The organism is Sphingomonas sp. LM7, assembly GCF_002002925.1.
Lineage (GTDB): Bacteria > Pseudomonadota > Alphaproteobacteria > Sphingomonadales > Sphingomonadaceae > Sphingomonas.
In genome coordinates this window covers 1,626,713-1,651,820 of the sequence record NZ_CP019511.1, presented here as the reverse complement: position 1 = coordinate 1,651,820, position 25,108 = coordinate 1,626,713, and the positions used below count along the sequence as shown (strand labels likewise).

The following is a 25,108-nucleotide window of genomic DNA, read 5'->3' as shown; positions in this document are numbered from 1 at the left end:
TTCGACTATCTTCTGTTCCCCTTCCGCTTGCGGGAGGGGCTAGGGGAGGGGATGTCCTCACCTAGCGCTTGCTCCGATCCGCTCCTCCTGCAAGCGGAAGGGGAGCGATGAAATCGTTGTGGACTTCGGATGAGATCGCACAGGCGACCAACGGCAGTGCGTCGGCCGATTTCGGCGTCACCGGCGTCACCTTCGACTCGCGAGAAGTCGGGCCGGGCGACCTGTTCCTCGCACTGACGGGTGAAACTACCGACGGCCATCGCTTCCTCGGCCAGGCGTTCGCGCAGGGTGCGGCGGGCGCCATCGTCTCGAGCGAAACCGGGCACCCCAACGTCCATGTCGCCGACACCACCGCCGCCCTCGACGCACTCGGCAAAGCGTCGCGCGTGCGGATGCACGGCAAGGTGATCGGCGTCACCGGCTCGGTCGGCAAGACCGGCACCAAAGAAGCGCTGTTCGCCGCGCTCGATCGCGTCGATCCCGGCTGCGCGCACCGCTCGGTCAAGAGCTACAACAACCATACCGGCGTGCCGCTCAGCCTCGCTCGCATGCCCCGCGACACGCGTTTCGGCGTGTTCGAGATGGGCATGAACCACGCCGGCGAACTCGCCCAGCTCACCCGGCTGGTCCGCCCGCACGTCGCGCTCGTCACCACGATCGCGCCCGCGCATATGGGCTTCTTCGCCAGCGAAGCGGCGATCGCCGATGCCAAGGGCGAGATCTTCCAGGGCCTCGAGCCCGGCGGCACGGCTATCATCCCGTTCGACAGCCCGTACCGTGACCGGCTTATCGCCGCGGCCAAGCCGCACGCAGCGAAAATCCTCACCTTCGGACTTCACGACGGCGCCGATTTCCGCGCAGTCGAGCGGATGCGCACCCGCACCGGCGGCACCTTCATCACGGCACGCTTCGATGCGCGCGAGCTGAGCTTCACCATTTCGCAGCCGGGCGAGCATTGGGTGTCCAATGCGATGGCGATCATCGCCGCAGTCGATGCTGTCGGCGGCGACCTTGAAATGGCCGGACTCGCGCTTGCCGAGATGGGCGGCCTTGCAGGGCGCGGCGCGCGCTTCATGGCCGAGCTGCCGAACGGCGAGGCGCTGGTCATCGACGAGAGCTACAACGCCAATCCCGCCTCGATGCGCGCGACGCTGGCGGTGCTTGCCAACGAGCATGGCCGCAAGATCGCCGTGCTCGGCGAGATGCGCGAACTGGGCGACCATTCCGACAGCTTCCACGCCGACCTCGCCGAGCCGATCGAGGCGGCCGGCGTCAGCCACGCGATCCTCGTCGGAGAAGCGATGCGGCCCCTCGCAAAGGCGCTTGAGGGCAGAGTCGAATTCGTCCATGTGCCCGACGCCGCAACCGCGCGCGAACGGCTATCCGCCGTGCTGGCGCCGGGCGATGCGGTCCTCGTAAAAGGCTCTAACGGCGTGCGTCTGTCGACGGTCGTGGCGGCATTGGCGGAAAGGGCGATGGCCTAATGCTCTACTGGATCGCGGAACAGCTGGGCTTTCCCGGCATCCTCAATCTCTTTCGCTATCTGTCGTTCCGCACCGGCGCGGCGGTGGCGACGGCGCTGCTGCTCGGGCTGATCATCGGGCCGAGGTTCATCGGCTGGTTGCGCGTTCGCCAGGGCAAGGGCCAGCCGATCCGCAGCGACGGCCCGCAGACGCATCTCGCCAAGCGCGGCACGCCAACGATGGGCGGGCTGATGATCCTTACGTCGCTGATGGTCTCGCTGTTCCTGTGGATGAACCTCGCCAACCCGCTGGTGTGGGCGTGCATGTTCGTCACCTTCGGCTTCGGCGCGATTGGCTTCCTCGACGATTACGACAAGGTGAAGAAGGCGAGCACCGCCGGAGTATCGGGCAAGGTCCGCCTGCTCGCCGAGTTCGCCATCGCCGGCATCGCCAGTTGGGTGATCATCTCGCAGACCGGCACCTTGCTCTACGTGCCGTTCTTCGCGTGGATCCACCCGGATCTCGGCTGGTTCTACATTCCCTTCGCCGCCTTCACGATCGTCGCGTTCGGCAACGCCGTGAACCTCACCGACGGGCTCGACGGGCTCGCGACGATGCCGGTAGTGATCGCCAGCATGGCGTTCATGCTGATTGCCTATGTCGCGGGCAACAAGGTGTTCGCGACCTATCTCGGCATCCCCCACGTCCCCGGCGCAGGCGACCTCGCGATCTTCTGCGGCGCGATCGTCGGCGCAGGGCTCGCCTTCCTGTGGTTCAACGCGCCCCCGGCGGCGGTGTTCATGGGCGATACCGGTAGTCTGGCCCTTGGCGGCGCGCTCGGCGCGATCGCGGTGTCGTCGCAGCATGAGCTGGTGCTGGGCATTATCGGCGGACTGTTCGTGGTCGAAGCGCTGAGCGTCATCATCCAGGTGTTCTTCTTCAAACGCACCGGCAAGCGCGTCTTCAAGATGGCGCCGATCCACCACCATTTCGAACAGCTCGGCTGGTCGGAGCCGACGGTGGTGATCCGCTTCTGGATCATCGCGTTCGTGCTGGCGCTGGCAGGGCTCTCCACGCTGAAGCTGCGGTGATCACGGGTATTGCCTGGCGCGGCAAACGCTATGCGGTGCTCGGGCTTGCGCGGTCGGGGCTGGCGACGGTGCACGCCTTGCTGGCTTCGGGTGCGCGCGTGGTAGCGTGGGACTCCAACGAAACGGCTCGGGCGGCGCTGGGCGAGCGGCAGGGTGAGGAACTCGCGCTCGTCGACCCGCTGGAGATTGACCTAAACGCCTTCGAAGCCATCCTGGTCTCCCCAGGCGTACCCCTCAACAAGCACCCGATCGCGGCCAAGGCGCGCGAAGCCGACGTCCCCGTCATTGGCGACATTGAGCTCTTCGCCCAGGCACGTGCCGACCTCCCGCGCCACAAGGTCGTCGGCATCACCGGCACCAACGGCAAATCCACCACCACCGCGCTGATCGACCACATCGTCCGCACCGCAGGGCTCCCCAGCCTCGCTGGCGGTAATATCGGCCACCCGATCCTCGGCAGCGATCCGCTTCCCGAGGGCGGGGTCTATGTGCTCGAACTGTCGAGCTACCAGATCGACCTGACCCTCAGCCTCGATTGCGACGTCGCGGTTCTGCTCAACATCACTCCCGACCATCTCGACCGTTACGACGGCTTCGAAGGCTATGCCGCCTCGAAGGCGCGCCTGTTCGAAATGCAGTCCACCGGCCATGCCGCGGTAATCGGCATCGGCGACGCGACTTCCGCAGCCATCGCGCGGCAAGTCGCCGTGTCAGGACGTAGCGAGGACCTTCACAAGATCGCTCCCGGCATCTGCATGGACCAGACGCGCTGGCCCGCGCTGCAGGGGCCGCACAACGCCCAGAACGCGCTCGCCGCGATCGCTGCGTGCGAGGCGCTCGGCATCGATACCGCAGCGATCGACCAGGGCCTCGAAACCTTCCCCGGCCTGCCGCACCGCATGGAGCGCATCGCCACCAAGAATGGCGTGCTGTTCGTCAACGACAGCAAGGCCACCAACGCCGATTCGACCACCCCCGCGCTCTCAGCCTATCCGCGTGTCCACTGGATCCTCGGCGGGCTCGCCAAGACCGACAGCCTCGAAGCATGCCGTCCCGGCTTCGGCCATATCGTCAAGGCCTACACGATCGGCGACGCCGGTGCGCTGTTCGCATCCCTGCTCGAAGGCGAGATGCCGGTCGAGCGTTCGGGCACGCTCGAAGCCGCAGTGAAGAGCGCCGCCGCCAACGCAAAGCCCGGCGAGGCCGTGCTGCTTTCCCCCGCCTGCGCCTCGTTCGACCAGTTCAAGGATTACGAGGCGCGCGGCCAGGCGTTCCGCGATGCCGTGGAGGCGCTCGGGTGAGCGACGCCACCGAAACCGAGAATGCGAATGGCGATGTCCGCCGCCGGGTGAGCAAGCAGCTTGGCCGCGCCAACACGACGCGCGCCGGCATGTGGTTCTGGGAAGTCGATCGCGTGCTGCTGCTGCTCGCGATGCTGCTGATCGCGATCGGCCTCGTCGCCGTCGCCGCCGCATCGCCCGCGACCGCAAAGCGCTATTCGGACGCGACGCATATCATGCCCGCGATGCACTATTTCTGGCGCCAGCTCGTCTGGGCGTGCCTGTCGGTGCCTGTACTGATCGGCGTCTCGATGCTGCCGATCACCGCCGCGCGGCGCTTTGCCCTGTTCGGCGCGGCATTCTTCCTGCTGCTGCTCGCGCTCGTGCCGCTGGTCGGCTCGGAAACCAACGGCGCGCGGCGCTGGCTCGATCTCGGCATTTCCGATCTCCAGCCCTCGGAATTCCTCAAACCCTTCTTCATCGTCTCGACCGCGTGGATGCTGTCGTTCCGCGCCAAGGATCCCGAGCTTCCGGTGCTGTTCATCACCGGCGGGGTGACTGCGGTGATCGCAGTGTTACTGATGCTCCAGCCCGATTTCGGCCAGACCATGGTGTTCGCGATCGTCTGGCTGATCCTGCTGACCATTTCGGGCATCTCGACCGTGGCGATCGGCGGATTGTTCGGCGTCGCAGTCGGGGGCGTCGTCGCCGCCTACATCTTCTACGGCACTGCGCGCACCCGCATCGACAATTTCCTGTTCCCCACCAAGGAAGCCGCGCTCGCCGACCGCTACCAGGTCGATATGGCGCACCAGACGCTGAGCGCGGGCGGCCTCACCGGCGCGGGCCCCGGCAGCGGCCAGATCAAGTTCAAGCTGCCCGAGGCGCACACCGACTATATCTTCTCGGTGATCGGCGAGGAATTCGGGCTGATCTCGTGCGCGGTGATCGTCGTCCTCTATGCTGCGATCGTCATCCGGGTGTTCATGAAGATGCTCGACGAGGAGGACGCCTTCCGCCTGCTCGCCGCCTCGGGCCTCGCCGCGCAGTTCGGCGTCCAGGCGCTCATCAACATGGCGGTCAATACCGGCATCGCGCCGTCCAAGGGCATGACCTTGCCCTTCATCAGCTATGGCGGATCGTCGATGATCGCGCTTTCGGTCGGATACGGGTTGCTGCTCGCCTTCACGCGCCGAAACCCGTATCTGAAGCGCTCGCCATATACGGGTCGGTGGAGCAAGGGATGACGAAGTCGCGGAGCTATGTTCTGGCAGCAGGCGGGACCGGGGGGCACATGGTCCCTGCAGCGGCGCTGGCGGCCGAGCTGGCCAAACGGGGGCACAAGGTCGCGCTGGTCAGCGACGATCGCGGCGTGCGCTTCCCCGGATTGTTCGAGGGAATCGATACGCATGTGCTGCCCGCCGGACGGCTGGGCGGCGGACCGCTCGGCTATATCCGCGCGGCCGGTCGTATCATGGCGGGACGATCGATGGCGCTGCGGCTGTTCAGGGAGCTGCGTCCCGCGGCGGTGATCGGCTTTGGCGGCTATCCCGCGCTGCCGACCCTGCTCGCGGCGTTCCGCGCCGGCGTGCCCACCGTGATCCACGAGCAGAATGCCGTGCTCGGCCGGGTCAATCGCTTCGTTGCGGGGCGGGTGAGCGCAATCGCCACTTCCTATGACGCGGTCGAGCGGATGAAGCCGCGTTGGGAGGCCAAGACCCATCTGATCGGCAATCCGGTCCGCGAGGCGGTGCTGACGCTGCGAGATCGGCCCTATCCCGTGCTCGACGAAGACGGCATCTTCCGCGTCCTCGTTACCGGCGGCAGTCAGGGTGCGACCGTGCTGAGCAAGGTGGTGCCCGACGGGCTGGCGCTGCTCCCGGTGCACTTCCGCCGCCGGCTTCAGGTGACGCACCAGGCGCGCATCGAAGATATCGACGCCGTCCGCGCCAAATACCAGGCGCACGGTATTCCGGCGGACGTCTCAACCTACATTACCGACATGCCCGAGGCGCTGGCTTGGGCGCATATCGTCATTGCCCGCGCCGGCGCCTCGACGATCGCCGAGCTGACTGCGGCGGGCCGTCCCGCAATCCTCGTGCCGCTGCCCAGCGCGACCGACGATCACCAGACCGCCAATGCCCGCGAGATCACCAATGCCGGTGGCGCGCGCACGATTTCGCAGCGCGCGTTCAACGCCACCGAGCTCGCCAAGCAGATCCAGAAGCTCGGGCTTGACGGCCAGGCGCTGGAGAATGCGGCGGCGCGTGCGAAGAGCGTCGGCCGTCCGCACGCGGCGACCGACCTCGCCGATCTCGTAGAATCGATTCACGCTCCCACGGCACCGATCAAGGTGCGCCGTGCGGCCATCCAGGGAAGGCTCGTCCACGCATGAAGGGAGTCGCAACCGACATCGGCACGATCCATTTCGTCGGGATCGGCGGCATCGGCATGTCGGGCATCGCCGAGGTGATGCACAATCTCGGCTACAAGGTGCAGGGCTCGGACGTCGCCGAGGGCTATGTCGTCCAGGGACTGCGCGACCGCGGCATCCCGATCGAGATCGGGCACAAGGCCGAGAATATCGGCAACGCGGCGGTGGTGGTGGTCTCCACCGCGATCGTCCGGACCAACCCCGAAGTCGAGGCTGCCTATGCAAACCGCGTGCCGGTGGTGCGCCGCGCCGAGATGCTCGCCGAGCTGATGCGGCTGAAGTCGACCGTCGCAGTGGCGGGCACGCACGGCAAGACCACGACCACGTCGATGGTCGCTGCGTTGCTCGACGCGGGCGGAGTCGATCCCACCGTGATCAACGGCGGCATCATCAACCAATATGGTTCCAACGCGCGGCTGGGCGACAGCGACTGGATGGTCGTCGAGGCTGATGAGAGCGACGGCAGCTTCCTGCGCTTGGACGGCACGATCGCGGTGGTCACCAACATCGATCCCGAGCATCTCGATCACTACGGCTCGTTCGATCGCGCCAAGGACGCCTATGTCGAGTTCGTCGAGAACGTGCCTTTCTATGGCGCGGCGTTGCTCTGCCTCGATCATCCCGAAGTCCAGGCGATCATCCCGCGCGTCCGCGACCGCCGGATTATCACCTATGGCTTCGCTGCCAGTGCCGATGTGCGCGGCGTCAACGTCACCCCGCATTCGGGTGGCAACCGCTTCGAGGCGATCATCCGCAACCGCGACGGCACCGTGCGTTCGATCGAGAACATCGAGCTGCCGATGCCCGGCCGGCACAATGTCCAGAACGCGCTCGCCGCGATCGGCGTCGCGCTCGAGCTCGGCATTCCCGACGTGACGATCCAGAAGGGCTTTGCGCGCTTCGGCGGGGTCAAGCGACGCTTTACCAAGGTCGGCGAGACCCAGGGCGTTACTGTGATCGATGATTATGGCCATCACCCGGTCGAGATCCGTGCGGTGCTCGCCGCCGCGCGCGAGAGCGCCGAGGGCAGGGTGATCGCAGTGGTCCAGCCGCACCGCTATTCGCGGCTTGGCAACCTGATGGACGACTTCGCCCAGGCCTTCAACGACGCCGACATGGTGCTGGTCACGCCGGTCTATGCCGCGGGCGAGGAGCCGCGCGAGGGCGTCAATGCCGAGTCGCTGGTCGACGGGATCCGCCGCCGCGGGCATCGTTCGGCCGACGCCATAGCCGACGCCGAGGCGCTCGCGCGCCGCCTCGCCGAAGTGACCGTGCCGGGCGACATGGTCGTCTGCCTCGGTGCCGGAGACATCACCAAATGGGCCGCGGGCCTCGCCCCGGCGATCGAGGCCGCGCGGCAGGGCGTGCCGGCATGAGCGACTGGTTCTCCACCGCCGTCGAGATGCAGCGCGAGATCCTCCGCGCACAGAAGGCGCAGATGGATGCCGCGCAGAAGATGCTCGACGCTGGCAAACAGATGACTGCGCTCCAGGAAGCCGGGCAGAAGGCCGCCGAGGCGAACCTCGAAGCGTGGAAACAATGGTCCAAGCTTTGGGGCTGGAAGTGAGCGCGGTCTGCTACGCTCTCCCTCCCGTTCGCGGTAAACTGACCCACGGCGCGCCGCTCGCTCCGCTCGTTTGGTTCAAGAGCGGCGGCGCGGCGGAATGGCTGTTCGAGCCTGCCGATGCCGACGATCTCGCCACCTTTCTCTACGCGCTCGATCCCGCAGTGCCCGTCATGGGTCTCGGTCTGGGCTCGAACCTGATCGTCCGCGATGGCGGCGTGCCCGGCGTCGTGGTGCGCCTCGGCAAGGCGTTCGCCAGCGTTGAGCAAGTCGATAGCACCACGCTGCGCTGTGGCGGCGGCGCCTCGGGCATCCTCGTCTCCTCCAGGGCGCGCGATGCGGGGATCGGCGGCGTCGAGTTCCTGCGCTCGATCCCGGGAACGGTCGGCGGGTTCGTGCGAATGAATGGCGGCGCTTATGGCCGCGAGACCAAGGACGTCCTGGTTGAGTGCGAGGTCGTCCTGCGCAATGGCGAGCGCAAGACGCTGCAACTTGCCGAGCTTGGTTATACCTATCGCCACAGCGAATTGCCCGCGGGCGCGATCGTCGTCAGCGCGACCTTTTGCGGCCAGCCCGGCGATCCCGCCGCGATCCAGGCCGAGATGGACCGCATCGCCGCGGCGCGCGAGGAATCGCAACCGTTGCGCTCCAAGACTGGCGGCTCGACCTTCAAGAACCCGGACCGACACAAGGCCTGGGCGTTGATCGACGCCGCAGGCTGCCGTGGATTGCGACGGGGCGATGCGCAGGTCAGCGAAAAACACTGCAATTTCCTGCTCAATCTGGGCAATGCTGCATCCGCCGACATCGAGGCGCTGGGCGAAGACGTCCGCACCAAGGTGAAGGCGCAATCCGGGGTCCAGCTGGAATGGGAAATTCAGCGCGTAGGGGTGAGTAAGTGAGCAAGTTGCACGTCGCCGTTCTGATGGGCGGGTGGTCCGCCGAACGCGAGGTATCGCTGTCGTCCGGCGAAGGCATCGCCGACGCGCTCGAAAGCCTGGGCCACCAGGTCAGCCGCATCGACATGGAGCGCGACGTCGCGGTCAAGCTCGCGGCGCTCCAGCCCGACATTGTGTTCAACGCACTCCACGGCACCCCAGGCGAGGACGGCACCGTGCAGGGCACGCTCGACCTGCTCGGCCTGAAATACACCCACTCGGGCCTAGTCACTTCGGTGATCGCGATCGACAAGCAGCTCACCAAGCAGGCGCTGGTGCCGCACGGCATCCCGATGCCCGGCGGCCGCATGGTTCGCACCGAGGAACTGCACGCGCGCGATCCGCTGCCGCGGCCCTATGTGCTCAAGCCCGTCAACGAAGGTTCGTCGGTGGGCGTGGCGATCGTCACCGACGAAGGCAATATGGGCAACCCGATCAGCGCCGACGTGGCGGGCCCGTGGCAGGAATTCGACGAGCTGCTCGCCGAGCCGTTCATCCGCGGGCGCGAACTGACCACTGCGGTGCTCGGCGACCAGGCGCTTGGCGTCACCGAGCTGATCGTCCGCAACGGCTTCTACGATTACGACGCCAAATATACCGACGGCCTGACCGAGCACGTATTCCCCGCCGACATTCCCGAAGACGTCGCCGAGGCCTGCAAGCGCATCGCGCTCGACGCGCACCGGCTGCTCGGCTGCAAGGGCTGTTCGCGCTCGGACTTCCGCTGGGACGACAGCCAGGGCGCCGACGGCCTCTTCCTGCTCGAAGTGAACACCCAGCCGGGGATGACTCCGCTCAGCCTCGTTCCCGAACAGGCGCGCCATCTCGGTATCTCCTATCCAGAACTGGTCCAGCGCATCGTGGACGAAGCGCTTTGAGCCGAAGGCCCACCCAGCGCACTGCGACCAGACGCGGCGCGGCGCCCAAGAAGAAGGCGAACGGGCGTCGCCCGAAGCGGCCGAGCCTGCTCGACCAGGCCGTCGCCGCGCTGCCGTTCAGCCAGGCGACGCTTACCCAGATCGCGACCTGGACGATCGTCGGCTCGGTCGGCGCCGTCGCGCTCGCGGTGGCGACTTGGTTTGGCGTGCCGGCGATGGCCGGCGTCGCGGTCGCCGATGTCGTGGGCGAGGCCGGGCTCAAGGTCGATGAAATCCAGATCGATGGCATCAAGCGCATGGACAAGATGACCGTCTATACCCAAGCGCTCGACCAGGATTCGCGCGCGATGCCGCTGGTCGATCTCGCGCTGGTCCGCGAGCGGCTGCTTAAATATCCCTGGGTCAAGGACGCGCGCGTCTCGCGCCGCCTGCCCAACACGCTGCGCATCTTCATTATCGAGCGCGAGCCCGCGGCGATCTGGCAGAGCCATGGCCAGCTGCTGCTGGTCGATCCCACCGGGGTTCCGCTCGAACCGGTATCGACCGATGCGATGCCCGATCTGCCGCTGCTGATCGGCGAGGGCGCCAACGCGCAGGAGCCCGCGCGGCGCACACTGATCGACGCGGCGCCGTCACTCAAGCATCTGGTCAAGGCGGCGACCTGGATCGGCAACCGCCGCTGGGACCTCACTTTCGCCAGCGGCGAAAAGCTCCAGCTTCCCGAAGGCGAGGAAGAAGCGGCTAAGTCCTTACGCAAATTCGCAGAGTTGGATGCGGCCCAAGGTCTGCTACGTAAGGGCACGATACGCTTCGACATGCGCGTGCCCGGGAATATGGTGATGCAGCGGCCGATGGGGCAATCGGCGACGACCAGCGTTGAGACAGGGGAATAAGACGATGGCCAAGGCAGTACCCGAAGGACTGATCACCGCGCTCGATGTGGGATCGTCCAAGGTCTCGGCGCTGATCGCGCAGCGCTCGGATGACGGGCAGCTCGTCGTGCTCGGTACCGGCCAGCGCGAGAGCCGCGGCGTCAAGCGTGGCTATGTCGCCGACATGCATGCCACCGAGCTTGCGATCCGCGAGGCGGTCGAGCAGGCCGAACGCATCGCCGGCACCAATATCGAAGACGTCTGGGTCAGCTTCTCGGCAGGCGGCCTACTGTCCGACGTCGTCAAGCTCGAAGCCGATCTCGGCGGTCACCGGGTCGAACAGGCCGATATCGACGAATTGCTCAAGGCCGGCCGCGACGCGATCGATCCGCAGGGCAAGATGGTGCTCCACGCCCAGCCGACCTGCTACACGATCGACGGCCTTGCCGGGGTCAAGCGCCCGCTCGGGCTCCATGCCGACCGTCTCGGCATCGACATCCACGTCGTCTCGACCGAAGGCTCGCCGGTCCGCAATCTCGATCTCTGCGTGCGCTCGGCGCATCTCGAGGTCCGCTCGATCATCGCGGCGCCGGTCGCTACCGGTCTCGCCTGCCTCACTGACGAGGAGCGCGAGCTTGGCGTCGCTTTGGTCGAGATCGGCGCAGGCGTGACCAACGTCTCGGTGTTCGCCGGCGGCGTGCTTGCGGGACTCGCCTCGATCCCGATGGGGTCGGCCGACATCACCGACGACATCGCCTCGGCCTTCGGCACCGCGCGCACCTGGGCCGAGCGCACCAAATGCTTCCACGGCTCGGCGAACCTGTCCCCGCGCGACAATCACGAGATGATCGACGTCCAGCCGGCAATCCCCGACGAAGGCGCCGAGGGGCCGCGCATCACCAAGGCGCAGCTCAACGCGACGATCCGCCAGCGCCTCGAACGGCTGATGACCGAGATCCAGAAGGAGCTGAAGAAGCTCGGCTTCCAGGACCCGATCGGTCGCCAGATCGTCCTCACCGGCGGCGGCGCCGAGCTGAAGGGCATCGCCGATTATGCGCAGCAGTCGCTGGGCAATGCCGTCCGCGTCGGCCGTCCCAAGGGGCTGATCGCGCTGCCGGAAGCGCATGCCGGCCCGGCCTTCGCGACGCTCGCCGGTCTCGCGCGCTTCGCCGCGATGGACCCGATCGATCTGCGCGCGCTGGAAACCTCGAGCCACCAGATGGTCACCAAGACCAGCCCCGGTGCGCTTCTTCAGCGGCTGATGACGGCGTTTCGGTCGAATTATTAAAGAAATACGACCGGCAGGTCTGTTTACACTAGAGTCGGTCGGGCCCTTGGTGCATCACGGGGCTCAAGGGTGCCGCCCCCGGAGCGTGGCGGCGCCAGGGAGAATATGGAATGAGCATCGAATTTCTTCCGGCTGACGTCGACGAGCTGACGCCCAAGATCACCGTGATCGGTGTGGGTGGCGCTGGCGGCAACGCGATCGCGAACATGATCCGCGCCGACGTCCAGGGGGTCGAGTTCCTCGTCGCCAACACCGACGCACAGGCACTCAAGCAGTCTTCGGCCGGGCATCGCATCCAGCTGGGCGCGAAGATCACGCAAGGCCTGGGCGCAGGTTCGCGTCCCGAGATCGGCCGCGCTGCTGCCGAAGAGACGATCGATCAGGTGCAGAAGGCGCTTGAGGGCGCGCATATGTGCTTCATCGCAGCCGGCATGGGCGGCGGAACCGGCACCGGTGCGGCACCCGTCATCGCCAAGGCGGCGCGTGACATGGGCATCCTGACCGTCGGCGTCGTCACCAAGCCGTTCGCCTTCGAGGGCCGCCGCCGCGCACAATCGGCGGAATCGGGCATCGAAGAGCTGCAGAAATATGTCGATACGCTGATCGTCATCCCCAACCAGAACCTGTTCCTGATCGCCAACGCCAACACGACGTTCAAGCAGGCGTTCGAGATGGCCGACGAGGTGCTCCAGCAGGGCGTCCGCGGCATCACCGACCTGATGGTCATGCCCGGCCTGATCAACCTCGACTTCGCCGACGTCCGTTCGGTGATGCAGGAGATGGGCAAGGCGATGATGGGCACCGGCGAGGCGGACGGCGACGATCGCGCGCTGATCGCGGCGCAGAAGGCGATCGCCAATCCGCTGCTCGACGGCGTCTCGATGAACGGCGCCAAGGGCGTGATCGTCTCGATCACCGGCGGCGAGGACATGCGCCTGCTCGAAGTCGACGAAGCCGCGAACCATATCCGCGAGCTGGTCGATCCCGATGCGAACATCATCTGGGGTTCGGCGTTCAATCCCGATCTCGAGGGCAAGATCCGTGTGTCGGTCGTCGCGACCGGTATCGATGCCGATGCTCAGGCCCGCATCGTGCCGGCGCCCGAGCAGACCCGTGTCTTCTCCTTCTCCACGCCGCGCCGCAGCGCCGCTGCCGAGCCGGTCGCACCCGCTGCCGAGCCGGGCTTCTCCGAGCCGAGCTACGAGACCGAGGAAGCGCAGGAAGCCGAGCCCGCCGTGGTTCTCGAGGCGCCCGACGCCGTCGAGCCCGAGCCGCAGGCAGAGCCCGTGACCAGCTATGACGAGCCCGGCGAATCCGACGAGCTGCTGCTCGGCGAAGGTAGCGCGATCGAGGAGCCTGCTCCCGAGCCCGAACCGGCGCCCGCACCCGAACTGACCAGCCGTCGCCGCTGGCTGACCGGCGGTGCGGACGAAGAGCCCGCACCTGAGCCCAAGCCAGCCGGACGTCGTGCCGGCGGCACCTTGTTCGAGCGCATGGCTTCGCGCGGCGCGTCGAAGACGACCGACGACGACGACAAGGATCCGCTCGATATCCCGCGGTTCCTGCGCAGCCAGAACAACCAGTAAAGGCGTTCGTCGCCGGCGGATCTCGCTTTGGCGAGCCGCCGGCGATGCGTCATTGGCGGTTCAGCCAATCGCGCCTCTAGCTGATCCCGAATGAAGCAGATTCGCTCCCTCGGTGGCATTGCGCTGGCATTGGCCGTTGCCGCCGGCGCCGGTGCATCGCCGGTCCCCGCATTCGCCCAGACCGGACTGATGCCGGCGCCAAATCCGCTTGCCGACCAGCTTGCGCAGGAAATGCGCGTGCTCGCCGCCAATCCGCGCGACGTGCGCGCGCTGCTCGAAGCCGGCAATCTTAGCGCGCGGCTGGGCGATACCGCTGCGGCGCTCGCCTTCTTCGCGCGTGCCGAGACGATCGACGTCACCAATCCCGGCATCCTCGCCGGGCGCGGATCGGCGTTGGTGCGGATGGAGCGCCCGGGCGAGGCGCTGCGGCTGTTCCAGACTGCCGAGGCACGCGGCCTGCCGGCGCGCGACTACGCCGCCGATCGCGGCTTCGCCTATGATCTGCTCGGTCAGCCGCTGCTCGCCCAGGCAGATTACAAGCTCGCATTGCAGCGCGAACAGGACGACGAAATCGTCCGGCGATACGCGCTGTCCCTCGGTATCAGCGGCAATGTCGATGAATCGATGCGCCAGCTCGATCCGCTGCTGCGCAAGAGCGACCGGGCGGCATGGCGCGCGCGTGCCTTCGTCCTCGCGATGAACGACGACATGCCCGGCGCCGAGCGGATCGCGGCGAGCATGATGCCCGGCAATATGGGTTCCTCGCTCGCGCCGTTCTTCCGCCGCTTGGCCAATCTCGCGCCCGCCGACCGCGCCTTCGCCGTGCATTTCGGCCAGATCTCGCCGACCGCGGCGCGCCTTGCCGATGCGCGCCAGGCGCCTGTGCTGCCGCGCTACGTCCCAGCGACGCGACCGGTGCAGGTCGCGCAGGCACAGCCTGTCCGCTCCCCGGCAGCCGCCGCACCGAAGGGCAGGGACCGCCGCTCGCGCCGCGAGCGCGAGCGCGAGCGCGACGAGCGCCAGCTCGCTCCGGCCGCGCGCCGCACCGCGCCGATGCAGACCGCCGCCGCGGCGCCGCTGCCCGCGCCACCGCCGCTACCCGCTCCGCCGCCGCAGGTGACGATGCGCGAGGCAAGTCCGATCGTGCAGCCGCTGCCTGCGCCCAAGTCGGAGGAAATCGACGGGCCGGTGCGTGAGGCCGCTGCGCCCGTCCAACTGGCAATCCGCGAAGCGCCGCCGCCCGAGCGCAGCGCGATCGCTCCGCCCACGCAGGGCCCTGCAGCTGCGGCTGTCGGCGACACCGCTCGAACCGCGCCGACGCCGGCGCCGCAACCGACGACACTGCCCGCCAGTGCCCGTCCGGATGCGACGCCCACGCAGCCCGAAGCTGTAGCCGCCAAGCCTGAGCCGACGCCGCCCGGCCCTGTCCGCGTGGGGCAGGAGGATTCGGTCCTTGCCTCGATCGTCGCCGGCATCACCATTCCCGCCGAGGAACTTCAGGTCGTCACTGCGGTCCCGGTCGATCCGGTACCCGAGCCGGTCCGCGTCGCTGCCGCTGAGACGCCGCGGCCTGCGCCGAACCCCGAAGCGGTAAAGCCTGCGCCGCCAAAAACGGCAGCCAAGTCCAAGCCCGAACCAACCAATTCCCAGCCTGCCAAGGGCAAGAAGGCCGAGCCTGCCAAGTCCGATCCAAAGGCGAAGAAGCTCGAACCCAAGCCCAAGGGTGAGGCCGCCCGAATTTGGGTCCAGGTCGCCGGCGGTGCCAATGAAGCGAGCTTGCCCAAGGCGTGGAAGGCCGTGACTGCCAAGGCGCCGGCCGCGTTCAAGGGCAAGTCCGGTTGGTGGACGCCGCTCCGTGCCACGAATCGCGTCCTCGCCGGGCCGTTCAAGACCTCAGCCGAGGCGCAGACCTTCGTCAATTCGCTCGGCAAGTCCGGCGTATCGGGCTTCGTCTTCACCAGCGAGGCCGGCCAGAAGGTCACCAAGCTCGCGGATTAAGTCTCGCGCGTCGGATATGGCTATCCTGAATTCATTGCCGCAGCGGCGACGGTTGCAACTACGATTATTTCGTAGAGATGCAGCCCGTTGTCGTCGGTGACCTGAACGCGCCAATCCTTATCATATACTTCGCCGTCGATCTTGGCGAGCATTTCGCTGGCGAACTTGACGCTTTCTTTCCGCGCTGCGTGTAGATTTTCCAGATCAAGAGATTCGCCTTGCCCTTGCGCGCCATCTTCCTGAACGTAGAAATAGAAGCGCGTCATGGAATTTCTCCTGTGGCTCGGAATCGCAACGTGCCTAGAGGGCGGACGATCCGGCCATACCGCGATCTTTAAGATATGTTTTTGCTCGCGTGTCCCGGTCCTAAGCCTTCGACAAGCGCGCCACGACCCGCTAGGGGGGCCGGTGTGAGAGCGACTTCCTCCTGGGCGAGCACACCGGAACGGAGCCGCGGCCGCTTTCACGAAGAACAAAGCGGGACTGCCCGCGGACCGCGCGACGCCTTTCAGCGCGATCGTGACCGGATCATCCACTCGATCAGCTTCCGCCGCCTTCGCCACAAGACCCAGGTCTTCATGGCGCCCGATGGCGATCATTTCCGCGTGCGGCTCACCCACAGCCTCGAAGTCGCGCAGATCGGCCGGACGATCGCGCGCACCCTCGGCCTCAACGAGGACCTCACCGAGGCGCTCTGCCTGGCGCATGATATCGGCCATCCGCCCTTTGGTCATGCCGGCGAGGATGCGCTGGAGGCGGCGCTAGTGGGCCAGGGCGGGTTCGATCACAACGGCCACACGCTGCGTACCCTTACCGAGCTCGAAAAGCCCTATCCGGCGTGGAGCGGGCTCAACCTGACCTGGGAAACGCTCGAAGGGCTCGCCAAGCACAATGGTCCGATCGCAGCCCCGCAATGGGCGCTCTTGGCTGCCGACAGGCAATTCCCGCTCGAACTCGGCCACTGGCCCTCGCTCGAAGCACAGGTCGCCGCGCTTGCGGACGACATCGCCTATGACAATCACGACATCGACGACGGCCTCCGCGCCGGACTGCTCAGCCTCGACCAGTTGATGGCGTTGCCGATGGTGGCGCGGGGCTGGGCGCGGGTGGAAGCCAAATTCCCCGGCGTGCCGGCCAAGCGGCTGGTTGGCGAGCTCATCCGGTCGCAGATCGGCGAGATGGTCAACGATCTCATCGCCTCCACGCAGGCGCAGCTGGGCGAGGGGCGAATCGAGACGGCGGAGGACGTGCGCGCCGCGGGCCGCTGCTTGGTCACCTTCTCGGAAGAGATGCGCGAGGCCGAACGCGGTCTCAAGCGCTTCATGTACGCCAATCTCTATCACCATCCGAGCCAGATGGCGGCGGCCGAGGCGGCGCATGGCGTGGTGGCGGGGCTGTTCGCGGCCTATGCCGCCGATCCTGCACTGATGCCCCTGGAATGGCGCGAGGCTCTACCCGCCGAAGATCCGTGGCGCAGCCGCCACATCGCCGATTTCATCGCCGGCATGACCGATCGCTACGCGATCACGCGCTACGAGCAAGTGGTCGGCCCGATCAGTCTGCCCGAAGGCTTCTGATACGAGAAAGGGGCCTCCGTAGGGAAGCCCCTCTAACTACTCAGCGCTGTGCGACGAGGATCGCCCCGGCTTCTTCGCGCTTGGGTGCGCGGAACGAGACACGGGCGCCGCCGGCATAGCCGTTCACCCAGTCGCCCTTGACCACGAGGCGGAACTTGCCGCCCTTCGAGGCCGAACCTTCGAGGACGAGCTGGTCGCCGACGGGCTTGGCGGTGTAGGCATAGGTCACGCCCTCGTGCGTGAAGATACGCTCCTTGGCGATGGCGGGGGCAGCGAAAGCGATGGTGGCGGCAGCGGCCGCAATGAGAAGCTTGGTCACGATCTACTCCTTCAAGAATTCGAAAGAGCCAGACCGGCATCCTGTGTCTTGTTCTGTTCTTGAAGCAAGATTGCTGCAGCGCAACAAATTCCACAATCGCAAAGCGCGTCAAAGGCAGTTGCAATCCGTGCATCAATCGCGCCGAACCGATCGAGCGACAAACTTCTGCGACAAGTCGGGCGTATAGACAGGGCAGGAAGGATCACCGCCATGGCCAAGGCAAGTGTCGCGCTCAATCGGTTCGGTCTCGGCGCCCGCCCGGGAGACGCGCCGGGCGCGGATTCGGCGAGCTTGCCGACTATCAACGCGCCCTCCGCAAGGCCCGGCGCGACCAGCGCGCCGGCCCCGCCCCGAAACCCGAAGTCGATACCGAACCCGCGATGCGCGGTTCGACGATGCAGCCGATGCCAGAGCAGCAGGTGCCCGAAACGCCGGTCGAACAGGTCCGCCGCGCCGCACGCCTCCAGGTGCGCGATCACTATGCGGCCGCGGTCTCGGCGCGGGCGCTGACTGCAATCAATTCACCGGCGCCCTTTGCCGAGCGGCTGGTCCATTTCTGGGCCAATCACTTTGCGGTTTCGGCGGACAAGCTTGAGATGATCGGTCTCGCCGGCAGTCTCGAATTCGAAGCGGTGCGCCCGCATGTGCTCGGCAGCTTCGGCGACATGCTTCACGCCATCGAGCGCCATCCGGCAATGCTGGTCTATCTCGATCAGGCCCAATCGGTCGGCTAGAACAGTGCGCTCGGCCAGGCGACCGCTCGCCGCGGACAAAAGGCCGGGCTCAACGAAAATCTCGCGCGCGAAATCCTCGAGCTCCACACGCTCGGGGTGCGCACCGGCTACAGCCAGGCCGACGTCACCGAATTCGCTCGATGGCGCTGCGCGGACCGGTCGAAGTGGCGAGCTATGCGCCTTCGGCGTTGCCCGATGCCTCGGACGATCTGCTCGCGCGGATTTCGGCGATGTACCGCGAAGACCCCCAGCTCCACGCGATCTGGGAACAGGCGATAGCGACGCGGACGCTGACCAGCGATCTCGCGGGGGACAATGGCCGCAACGCCGCCGCGACGGGCGCGCTCGCCGCGCGGCTGCTGACGGCGGAGAGCGGCGCCCGGATCGCGATGATCGAGACCGGCGGCTGGGACACCCACGCCCAGCAGCGCGGCCGTCTGGCCGGGCTGCTCAAGGGGCTCGCCGCGATGATCGGCTCGATCCGGCAGGGGCTGGGGCCACTCTGGGCCGACACGATGGTCGTGGTCGCGACCGAGTTCGGGCGGACGGTCAAGGTCAACGGCACGCAGGGCACCGATCACGGCACCGGTTCGCTGGCGATGCTGATGGGCGGCGCGGTCAATGGCGGCCGGGTGGTGGCCGACTGGCCGGGGCTGGGCGATGCCGCGCTCTACGAGGGGCGCGACCTCCGGCCCACGACAGGGCTCGACACCTTGCTGAGCAGCGCGGTCGCCGCGCATTTCGACCTGACCGCGGCGCGGACCGCGCAGAAGCTGTTCCCCGAAATGAAGCGCGCGGGCATGGTCAAGGATCTGGTGCGCGCCTGAATCGGGGCGGCCAGACGTTGCCTGCTTTACTCGGCTACGCCCGGATTGTGCCGACAGGTTTCGCCTTGGTAGCGATCGTTCGGCGAGATGATCGCCGATCGGCCCCGAAGGCACCTTCCAATGGTTCAGCAGCGACCAACAGGAGTACCCCCGAATGCACGAGGTCCAACGCGGCACCGGCCGCAAGCTGCTACTTGTTCACGGCCTCGGCGGAAGCTGGCAATCGTGGAACACCATCATAGGGGCCCTCAGCGCCGAGCGGACCGTGATCGCGATCGACCTTCCCGGACATGGCGCCACTCCGGCGGAGCACGATAGCGGCACCTTTGACGGCCTTGTCGGCAGCGTCGAGCGTTATATCGCGGAGAAGGGAATCGACGGGATCGACGTCGTCGGCAGCTCGATGGGTGCCCGGATCGTGCTGGAACTTGCCCGGCGCGGCCGCGTCGGCAACGTCGTGGCGCTTGATCCCGGCGGCTTCTGGCGCGGTTGGGAGCGCACCTTCTTCAAGGCGACCATTGGCATTTCGGGGCGGCTGGTTCGAGCAATCCGGCCTTTCTTGCCGACGCTCAGCAAGAACGCCGCAACCCGCACCGCGTTGCTGGCGCAGCTGTCCGCGCGTCCCTGGGCGCTCGATCCGAAAGTCGTTGCCACGGAGCTGGCAAGTCTCAGCGCGACACCGACCTTCGACGCATTGGTTCGCGACCTTGCGGGCGGGCCTGAGCAAGCGGGTCCGGCCGCCGGCGCCGCGCGTCGGATTGTGATCGGTTGGGGCCGCCATGATCGGCTGTGTCTGCCGAGGCAGGCAGCGCGGGCAAAAGTCGCCTTCCCGTCCGCCAATCTGCACTGGTTCGAGGCCAGCGGTCATTTTCCTATGTGGGACCAGCCGGACGAGACCGTTGCCGTGATCCTGGCCGCAACCCAGTGAGGTGTTCGCCACGCAGACCAAATTGGCAAAAAGGGATAACGGCTCAGTGCCGGAAGGGGCAATCCCGGCCCCCAGTGCCAATTGTCCCCACGCGCCCCATCCGCTAAGGCGCGCGCTCTCGTTCACTGTTGGAAGCCCGATGACTCTCTACGTCCGTTTTGCCGCGCACCTTGATGCCGCTCTCGACGCGCTCGTCGCCGCCGGCGACTTGCCTGCCGGGCTGGAGCGACGCGCGGTAACGGTCGAGCCGCCGCGCGACGTGACCCATGGCGATCTGGCGACCAATGCGGCAATGGTGCTCGCCAAGCCGGCGGGGACCAATCCGCGCGCGCTCGCCGAGAAGATAGCCGTCGAGCTGGAGAAGATCGATGCGGTATCCGCCGTCTCCGTGGCCGGTCCCGGGTTCATCAACCTGACCTTGACTGACGACACCTGGCGCGGCGAACTGACCGACATCCTCTCGGCAGAGGGCGACTATGGCCGCTCGACGATCGGCGAAGGCGCGACGGTCAATGTCGAATATGTCTCCGCCAACCCGACTGGCCCGATGCATATGGGCCATTGCCGTGGCGCAGTGGTTGGCGACGCGCTCGCCTCGCTGCTCGAATTCGCCGGGCACAAGGTCGTGCGCGAATATTATGTCAACGACGCTGGCGGGCAGGTCGATGTCCTCGCCCGCTCGGCGCACCTGCGCTATCGCGAGGCGCTCGGCGAGACCATCGAAATCCCCGAGGGGCTGTATCCGGGCGAGTATCTCAAGCCGGTCGGCGAGAAGCTCGCCGCCGAACATGGTGATGCGTTCGTCGACAAGCCCGAGAGCGAATGGCTCGACCTGTTCCGCAAGGAAGCCGTCGCGTCGATGCTGGTGATGATCAAGGCCGATCTCGCCTTGCTCGGCATCCATCACGACCTGTTCTCGTCCGAGGCCGAGCTGCAGGCGGCAGGCAAGCCTGAGGCTGCCGAGGTATGGCTGCGCGAGCGCGGCTACGTCTATGATGGCGTGCTCGAAGCGCCCAAGGGCGAGACGCCCGAGGATTGGGAGCCGGTCGAGCTGCCGCTGTTCCGTTCGACGCAGTTCGGTGACGACCAGGATCGCCCGATCAAGAAGTCGAATGGGCAATGGACATATTTCGGCGCGGACCTCGCCTATCACTTCCAGAAGGCGCAGTCGGCTGACCAGTTGATCGACATCTGGGGCGCCGATCATGCCGGCACGGTCAAGCGGATCGTCGCCGCAGTGCAGGCGCTGACCGACGGCAAGACCAAGTTCGACGTCAAGCTGGTCCAGATGGTGCGGCTGCTGCGCGCGGGCGAGCCAGTGAAAATGTCCAAGCGTTCGGGCAACTTCGTCACGCTTGCGGATGTCGTGAATGAAGTCGGCAAGGATGTTGTCCGTTTCACCATGCTGACGCGCAAGGCCGATGCCCAGATGGACTTCGACTTCGCCAAGGTCGTCGAGGCGTCGAAGGACAATCCGGTCTTCTATGTGAACTACGCGCATGCCCGGATCGCGTCGCTCCACCGCAAGGCGGCGGAGGCAGCCATTTCGTGCCTAAGCGCCGATCTGTCCCTGCTTGATACGGAAGAGCTGGCGCTGGTGAAGCTCGCAGCGCAGTTTCCGCGGGTCGTGGAGGGTGCTGCGCTGGCCCGAGAGCCACATCGAATTGCGTTCTATCTCTATGACTTGGCAGCGTCTCTCCATGCCCTCTGGAATGTCGGGAATGACCGTCCCGATCGCCGCTTCCTGCTCCCCGATCAGCCGGGGCTGACCTGTGCGCGGCTTTTCTTGGCGCGCGGCGTTGGACAGATTATTCGTAACGGATTGGGTCTCATGGGTGTCGAGGCCGTGCAGGAGATGCACTGAGATGAACTTGGGCCAGGGCTATGATGAGCAGGATCGCCTGCCCTGGCTGGAGACAGTCGAGGAGGACTATCCGCAGGACCATTCGGTCGCGCGCTTCATGCTGCTCGCGGTGCTGGCGCTCGCGGTGGTCGGCACCGCCGCGCTCGGCTGGTTCTGGTATCAGCGCCAGGCCAATCCGGTCAGCGGCAATGGCGAACTGATCAAGGCGCCCGCCGGCGACTATAAGGTCAAGCCCGACGAGCCGGGCGGCATGAAAGTCGAAGGCGAGGGTGATACCGTGTTCGCGACCAGCCAGGGCTCGGCGAGCAATTCGAGCATCAATGTCGGCGCGATCGCCGAGGCCCCGGTGCAGGGCACCCGCGCGGCCGAGCCAGGCAGCAAGGTGCCGGGCACCAAGAACGCCAAACTCGCGATTCCAGGGCCCACAATCGTCGGATCGAACGCACCCGTTGCCGGCCCGAAGCCTGCGCCGGCGCGTCCGGGCTCGGGTTCGCTGATCCAGCTGGGCGCGTTCCCGAACGAAGCCGGGGCCAATACCGCCTGGGCGCGCCTTTCCAAGCGCTTCTCCTATCTCGCTTCGCTCGGCAAATCGGTCGAGCGCGGCGAGGTGAACGGCCGCGCCGTGTGGCGGCTGCGCGTCAATGCCGGCAGCAATCCGCAGGCACGCGAGCTTTGCGGACGGCTGAAGGTCGCGGGCGAGAACTGCTTCATCGCGAATTGAGGTCGGGGGCCTTTCCGCCCGGACGGTGGCTGGGCTAAAGCGGTGGGATGAAACCCGTCATCTTCGGCGTCTCCGGCCACGAACTGATCTCCGACGAGCGCGCCTTCTTCAAGGATGCCGATCCGCTCGGCTATATCCTGTTCAAGCGCAATTGCGGCGATGTTGCGCAGATGAGGGCGCTGACCGACAGTCTGCGCGATCTTTCCGGGCGCGCCGACGTGCCGATCCTGATCGATCAGGAAGGCGGACGCGTTGCGCGGATGCTGCCCCCGGTCTGGCCAGCTTTTCCGGCGGGCGCGGCGTTCGATGCACTCTACGAAATCGCGCCGATCTCGGCGATCGAGGCGACGCGGGCGAGTGCCCAGGCGCTGGCGATGATGCTCGCCGAGGTGGGCGTGACGGTGAATTGCGCGCCGTTGCTCGACGTACGCCAGCCCGAAGTGACGCCGGCGATCGGCGACCGTGCGTTCGGCGGCGATCCGATGCGTGTCGCGGCGCTGGGGCAGGCAATGCTCGAAGGCATGCGCCGCGGCGGCGTGGTCGGTGTGGTCAAGCACATGCCCGGCCATGGCCGCGCGCTGGTCGACAGCCATTATGACTTGCCGCACATCAAGGCGGACGATGCGGCGCTGGAGATCGACCTGGAGCCGTTCACGCGCCTCAACGACGCGCCGATGGGGATGACGTGCCACGTCGTGTTCGAGGCATGGGATGCCGAGCGTCCGGCGACGCTGTCGCCAGTGGTTATTCGCGACGTGATTCGTGGCCGGATCGGATTCGACGGGCTGCTGATGACCGACGATATCGACATGAAGGCGCTGTCGGGCACCGCGGGGCAGAAGGCATCGCAGGCGCTCGCGGCGGGATGCGACGTGGTGCTCGATTGCTGGGCGCGGATGGACGAGATGGTCGAGATCGCCGAATTGATCGGTGAGGCTACGCCGGAATGTGTCGCGCGACTGGAGCGGGCGATGGCAACGATCGCGCAGGGTAGCCAAACTGCCGATTATGAAGGGCTGATCGCCAAGCGGGACGAACTGCTGGCGCTCGTCTGAGGGCTCTGCTTAACTCGCCACGATGAGCGAGGATGCGACACTCCAGATCGATATCGAGGGATGGGAAGGGCCGCTCGACCTGTTGCTCGCGCTCGCGCGGAACCAGAAAGTCGATCTGCGGCAGCTCTCGATCCTCGATCTGGTCGAGCAGTATCTGACCTTCATCAACCAGGCCCGTGAACTCCGGCTGGAGCTGGCGGCCGATTATCTGGTGATGGCGGCGTGGCTGGCCTATCTCAAATCGGCGCTGCTGCTGCCGCGCAATCCCGAGGAGACGCCGAGCCCCGAGGAACTCGCGCTCAGGCTGCAGCTGCGGCTCGAACGGCTCAATGCGATGCGTGAGGCGGGCGCGCGGCTGGTGGCGCGCGATCGGCTGGGGCGCGACGTGTTCCTGCGCGGCGTGCCCGAGGGTCTGCGCGTTGTCCGGCAGGCCCGCTACTCGGCCGAAATCTACGACCTTATCGCCGCCTATGGGCGAATAAGCGCGCGTACCCGCCCGGTGATGCACGTCGTCGCGCAGCGCGACGTGATGACGCTGGAGGAGGCGATCGACCGCGTCTCGGCGCTGATCGGCGCGCGGATCGACTGGAGCACGCTTCAGACTTTCCTTCCCGACGGCGCCACCGGCACCTATCGCAAGTCGGCGCTGGCCTCTTCGTTCGTCGCGGCGCTCGAACTGGCGCGGCAAGGGCGGCTGGAGCTCCGCCAGCATTCGGCATTCGCGCCGCTGTATCTCAAGGCGAGCGCGTGATTCGCCAGGACGATCTCGGCCGCGCCGTGGAGGCAGTGCTGTTCGCCTCCGAACAGCCGATGAGCGTCGAGGAGATCAAGGCGCATGTCGGCGCGCAGGCCGATGTCCGCGGGGCCCTCGCGGCCCTGGAGACCCTTTATGCAGGTCGCGGCATCGAGCTGGTCCGCCGCGGCGAGCGCTGGCATTTCCAGACTGCTGCCGATCTCGCGCACCTGCTTCGCCGCGACCGCGAGGAATCGCGCAAGCTCAGCCGCGCGGGTATCGAGACGCTGGCGATCATCGCCTATCACGAGCCGGTGACGCGCGCCGAGATCGAGGCGATCCGCGGCGTCCAGATTTCCAAGGGAACGATCGACGTGCTGATGGAAGCAGGCTGGGTGCGCCCCGCCGGGCGGCGCGAAGTGCCGGGCCGTCCGCTCACCTACGCGACTACCTCAGGGTTCCTCAGCCAGTTCGGCCTCGCTAGCCGGCGCGACCTGCCGGGGATCGACGATCTCAAGGCTGCCGGGCTGCTCGATCCGGTCGATCTAGCTTTCGAGGCGGAGGCGAGCGAAACTGTCATGGAAGACGAATAGGGCCACAATCCATCAGGGTACGGTGCAAGCCGTTGCCCCGGGCGCGCGCCGCGCCTAGATAGACCCCGATACGAGGAGAGTTCCCATGGGTAGCATGAGCCTGATGCACTGGCTGATCGTCGGTGTCCTGGTCATTTTGTTGTTCGGCGGCAGCCGTTTCTCCAACATGATGGGCGACGTCGCCAAGGGCATCAAGCAGTTCAAGAAGGGCATGGCCGAGGACGACGAGGCGGAGACGCCCGCCAAGCCGACGCGCATTGAGGGCAAGCCCGCGCCGACGCCCGACGCGAGCTTCCAGACCGAAGCCGAGCGTACCCGCGAAGAGCGCTGAGCTCCGATTCATCCACCGTTGTTCCGCGCCTCCT

The 25,108-nt window shown here is 66.6% G+C and carries 24 protein-coding genes and 1 pseudogene; 23 read left to right on the top strand and 2 right to left on the bottom strand.

The features are described from left to right. The first annotated feature begins 107 nt into the window (after positions 1-107). The 13 genes from murF to BXU08_RS07395 all read left to right on the top strand — a co-directional run bounded on the left by murF (position 108) and on the right by BXU08_RS07395 (position 15,392). Positions 108-1,484, top strand: a complete 1,377-nt coding sequence (murF, locus tag BXU08_RS07455; protein ID WP_077509482.1) for a UDP-N-acetylmuramoyl-tripeptide--D-alanyl-D-alanine ligase — start codon at positions 108-110, stop codon at positions 1,482-1,484. Then, a complete protein-coding gene (gene mraY / locus BXU08_RS07450; RefSeq protein WP_077509481.1) occupies positions 1,484-2,554 on the top strand; it encodes a phospho-N-acetylmuramoyl-pentapeptide-transferase in 1,071 nt (356 codons plus the stop codon). Before murF ends, mraY begins: the two co-directional genes overlap by 1 nt. Next, positions 2,551-3,855: a UDP-N-acetylmuramoyl-L-alanine--D-glutamate ligase gene (gene murD / locus BXU08_RS07445; RefSeq protein WP_077509480.1), complete on the top strand. Its 1,305-nt coding sequence runs from the start codon at positions 2,551-2,553 to the stop codon at positions 3,853-3,855. The genes mraY and murD overlap by 4 nt, the downstream gene beginning before the upstream one ends. An 89-nt stretch (positions 3,856-3,944) precedes the next feature. Continuing rightward, positions 3,945-5,081: an FtsW/RodA/SpoVE family cell cycle protein gene (locus tag BXU08_RS07440; RefSeq protein WP_150125626.1), complete on the top strand. Its 1,137-nt coding sequence runs from the start codon at positions 3,945-3,947 to the stop codon at positions 5,079-5,081. Beyond that, entirely contained in the window at positions 5,078-6,229 is a 1,152-nt protein-coding gene (gene murG / locus BXU08_RS07435) for an undecaprenyldiphospho-muramoylpentapeptide beta-N-acetylglucosaminyltransferase (RefSeq protein WP_077509478.1), read from the top strand. The genes BXU08_RS07440 and murG overlap by 4 nt, the downstream gene beginning before the upstream one ends. Continuing rightward, entirely contained in the window at positions 6,226-7,644 is a 1,419-nt protein-coding gene (gene murC, locus BXU08_RS07430; protein WP_077509477.1) for a UDP-N-acetylmuramate--L-alanine ligase, read from the top strand. Before murG ends, murC begins: the two co-directional genes overlap by 4 nt. Further along, complete coding sequence (locus tag BXU08_RS07425; protein WP_077509476.1) at positions 7,641-7,835, top strand: hypothetical protein; 195 nt, start codon at positions 7,641-7,643, stop codon at positions 7,833-7,835. The genes murC and BXU08_RS07425 overlap by 4 nt, the downstream gene beginning before the upstream one ends. Then, positions 7,808-8,734, top strand: coding sequence for a UDP-N-acetylmuramate dehydrogenase (murB, locus tag BXU08_RS07420; RefSeq protein ID WP_077509475.1), 927 nt, complete (start codon positions 7,808-7,810; stop codon positions 8,732-8,734). The genes BXU08_RS07425 and murB overlap by 28 nt, the downstream gene beginning before the upstream one ends. A 5-nt stretch (positions 8,735-8,739) precedes the next feature. Beyond that, the gene (locus tag BXU08_RS07415) at positions 8,740-9,648 is read left to right on the top strand and encodes a D-alanine--D-alanine ligase (protein ID WP_077512131.1); all 909 of its coding nucleotides are present in this window, start codon (positions 8,740-8,742) and stop codon (positions 9,646-9,648) included. Next, complete coding sequence (locus BXU08_RS07410) at positions 9,645-10,541, top strand: cell division protein FtsQ/DivIB (RefSeq protein WP_077509474.1); 897 nt, start codon at positions 9,645-9,647, stop codon at positions 10,539-10,541. The genes BXU08_RS07415 and BXU08_RS07410 overlap by 4 nt, the downstream gene beginning before the upstream one ends. Positions 10,542-10,545: 4 nt before the next feature. Beyond that, positions 10,546-11,808, top strand: coding sequence for a cell division protein FtsA (gene ftsA / locus BXU08_RS07405; protein ID WP_077509473.1), 1,263 nt, complete (start codon positions 10,546-10,548; stop codon positions 11,806-11,808). A 110-nt stretch (positions 11,809-11,918) separates the two neighbouring features. Then, positions 11,919-13,394 (top strand): cell division protein FtsZ, encoded by a 1,476-nt coding sequence (ftsZ, locus tag BXU08_RS07400; RefSeq protein WP_077509472.1) that lies wholly within the window; start codon positions 11,919-11,921, stop codon positions 13,392-13,394. Positions 13,395-13,484: 90 nt separating this feature from the next. Continuing rightward, positions 13,485-15,392, top strand: coding sequence for an SPOR domain-containing protein (locus BXU08_RS07395; RefSeq protein ID WP_077509471.1), 1,908 nt, complete (start codon positions 13,485-13,487; stop codon positions 15,390-15,392). Positions 15,393-15,412: 20 nt separating this feature from the next. On the opposite strand, the gene BXU08_RS07390 is transcribed toward BXU08_RS07395, so the two are convergent. Further along, entirely contained in the window at positions 15,413-15,658 is a 246-nt protein-coding gene (locus BXU08_RS07390) for a DUF6894 family protein (protein WP_077509470.1), read from the bottom strand. 144 nt (positions 15,659-15,802) lie between these two features. Between BXU08_RS07390 and BXU08_RS07385 the strand changes: the two genes are divergently transcribed. Then, positions 15,803-16,969 carry a deoxyguanosinetriphosphate triphosphohydrolase gene (locus BXU08_RS07385; protein WP_077509469.1) on the top strand — a complete coding sequence of 389 codons (1,167 nt, stop codon included), beginning with the start codon at positions 15,803-15,805 and terminating at the stop codon, positions 16,967-16,969. 40 nt (positions 16,970-17,009) lie between these two features. On the opposite strand, the gene BXU08_RS07380 is transcribed toward BXU08_RS07385, so the two are convergent. Continuing rightward, positions 17,010-17,288: a hypothetical protein gene (locus BXU08_RS07380; RefSeq protein ID WP_077509468.1), complete on the bottom strand. Its 279-nt coding sequence runs from the start codon at positions 17,286-17,288 to the stop codon at positions 17,010-17,012. A 380-nt stretch (positions 17,289-17,668) separates the two neighbouring features. Here BXU08_RS07380 and BXU08_RS07375 point away from each other — a divergent pair. From BXU08_RS07375 to BXU08_RS07335, 9 genes and pseudogenes are all read left to right on the top strand, one after another. Continuing rightward, a pseudogene (locus BXU08_RS07375) lies at positions 17,669-18,103 on the top strand (DUF1800 family protein); the annotation flags it as partial. Positions 18,104-18,162: 59 nt separating this feature from the next. Beyond that, a complete protein-coding gene (locus BXU08_RS07370; protein ID WP_077509467.1) occupies positions 18,163-18,849 on the top strand; it encodes a DUF1501 domain-containing protein in 687 nt (228 codons plus the stop codon). Positions 18,850-19,003: 154 nt separating this feature from the next. Further along, positions 19,004-19,777: an alpha/beta fold hydrolase gene (locus BXU08_RS07365; protein WP_077509466.1), complete on the top strand. Its 774-nt coding sequence runs from the start codon at positions 19,004-19,006 to the stop codon at positions 19,775-19,777. Between the two features lie 139 nt (positions 19,778-19,916). Continuing rightward, positions 19,917-21,641: an arginine--tRNA ligase gene (gene argS, locus BXU08_RS07360; protein WP_077509465.1), complete on the top strand. Its 1,725-nt coding sequence runs from the start codon at positions 19,917-19,919 to the stop codon at positions 21,639-21,641. Position 21,642: 1 nt separating this feature from the next. Next, the gene (locus BXU08_RS07355) at positions 21,643-22,362 is read left to right on the top strand and encodes an SPOR domain-containing protein (RefSeq protein ID WP_077509464.1); all 720 of its coding nucleotides are present in this window, start codon (positions 21,643-21,645) and stop codon (positions 22,360-22,362) included. Between the two features lie 47 nt (positions 22,363-22,409). After that, positions 22,410-23,417 (top strand): beta-N-acetylhexosaminidase, encoded by a 1,008-nt coding sequence (gene nagZ / locus BXU08_RS07350; protein WP_077509463.1) that lies wholly within the window; start codon positions 22,410-22,412, stop codon positions 23,415-23,417. A 22-nt stretch (positions 23,418-23,439) separates the two neighbouring features. Next, positions 23,440-24,168, top strand: a complete 729-nt coding sequence (locus BXU08_RS07345; protein ID WP_077509462.1) for a ScpA family protein — start codon at positions 23,440-23,442, stop codon at positions 24,166-24,168. Beyond that, positions 24,165-24,743 carry an SMC-Scp complex subunit ScpB gene (scpB, locus tag BXU08_RS07340; protein ID WP_077509461.1) on the top strand — a complete coding sequence of 193 codons (579 nt, stop codon included), beginning with the start codon at positions 24,165-24,167 and terminating at the stop codon, positions 24,741-24,743. The genes BXU08_RS07345 and scpB overlap by 4 nt, the downstream gene beginning before the upstream one ends. A gap of 85 nt (positions 24,744-24,828) precedes the next feature. After that, on the top strand, positions 24,829-25,074 hold the full coding sequence (locus tag BXU08_RS07335; protein ID WP_077509460.1) for a twin-arginine translocase TatA/TatE family subunit: 246 nt from the start codon (positions 24,829-24,831) through the stop codon (positions 25,072-25,074). Positions 25,075-25,108: the final 34 nt, after the last annotated feature.

Coding starts and splice junctions, on each gene's coding strand:
- nagZ (WP_077509463.1), top strand. CDS start 22,410: ATGAAACCCGTCATCTTCGGCGTCTCCGGCCACGAACTGATCTCCGAC.
- murB (WP_077509475.1), top strand. CDS start 7,808: ATGGTCCAAGCTTTGGGGCTGGAAGTGAGCGCGGTCTGCTACGCTCTC.
- BXU08_RS07395 (WP_077509471.1), top strand. CDS start 13,485: ATGAAGCAGATTCGCTCCCTCGGTGGCATTGCGCTGGCATTGGCCGTT.
- ftsZ (WP_077509472.1), top strand. CDS start 11,919: ATGAGCATCGAATTTCTTCCGGCTGACGTCGACGAGCTGACGCCCAAG.
- murG (WP_077509478.1), top strand. CDS start 5,078: ATGACGAAGTCGCGGAGCTATGTTCTGGCAGCAGGCGGGACCGGGGGG.
- BXU08_RS07370 (WP_077509467.1), top strand. CDS start 18,163: ATGGCGCTGCGCGGACCGGTCGAAGTGGCGAGCTATGCGCCTTCGGCG.
- murC (WP_077509477.1), top strand. CDS start 6,226: ATGAAGGGAGTCGCAACCGACATCGGCACGATCCATTTCGTCGGGATC.
- BXU08_RS07365 (WP_077509466.1), top strand. CDS start 19,004: ATGCACGAGGTCCAACGCGGCACCGGCCGCAAGCTGCTACTTGTTCAC.
- argS (WP_077509465.1), top strand. CDS start 19,917: ATGACTCTCTACGTCCGTTTTGCCGCGCACCTTGATGCCGCTCTCGAC.
- BXU08_RS07390 (WP_077509470.1), bottom strand. CDS start 15,658: ATGACGCGCTTCTATTTCTACGTTCAGGAAGATGGCGCGCAAGGGCAA.
- BXU08_RS07355 (WP_077509464.1), top strand. CDS start 21,643: ATGAACTTGGGCCAGGGCTATGATGAGCAGGATCGCCTGCCCTGGCTG.
- murF (WP_077509482.1), top strand. CDS start 108: ATGAAATCGTTGTGGACTTCGGATGAGATCGCACAGGCGACCAACGGC.
- BXU08_RS07335 (WP_077509460.1), top strand. CDS start 24,829: ATGGGTAGCATGAGCCTGATGCACTGGCTGATCGTCGGTGTCCTGGTC.
- mraY (WP_077509481.1), top strand. CDS start 1,484: ATGCTCTACTGGATCGCGGAACAGCTGGGCTTTCCCGGCATCCTCAAT.
- BXU08_RS07345 (WP_077509462.1), top strand. CDS start 23,440: ATGAGCGAGGATGCGACACTCCAGATCGATATCGAGGGATGGGAAGGG.
- BXU08_RS07425 (WP_077509476.1), top strand. CDS start 7,641: ATGAGCGACTGGTTCTCCACCGCCGTCGAGATGCAGCGCGAGATCCTC.
- BXU08_RS07440 (WP_150125626.1), top strand. CDS start 3,945: ATGTGGTTCTGGGAAGTCGATCGCGTGCTGCTGCTGCTCGCGATGCTG.
- ftsA (WP_077509473.1), top strand. CDS start 10,546: ATGGCCAAGGCAGTACCCGAAGGACTGATCACCGCGCTCGATGTGGGA.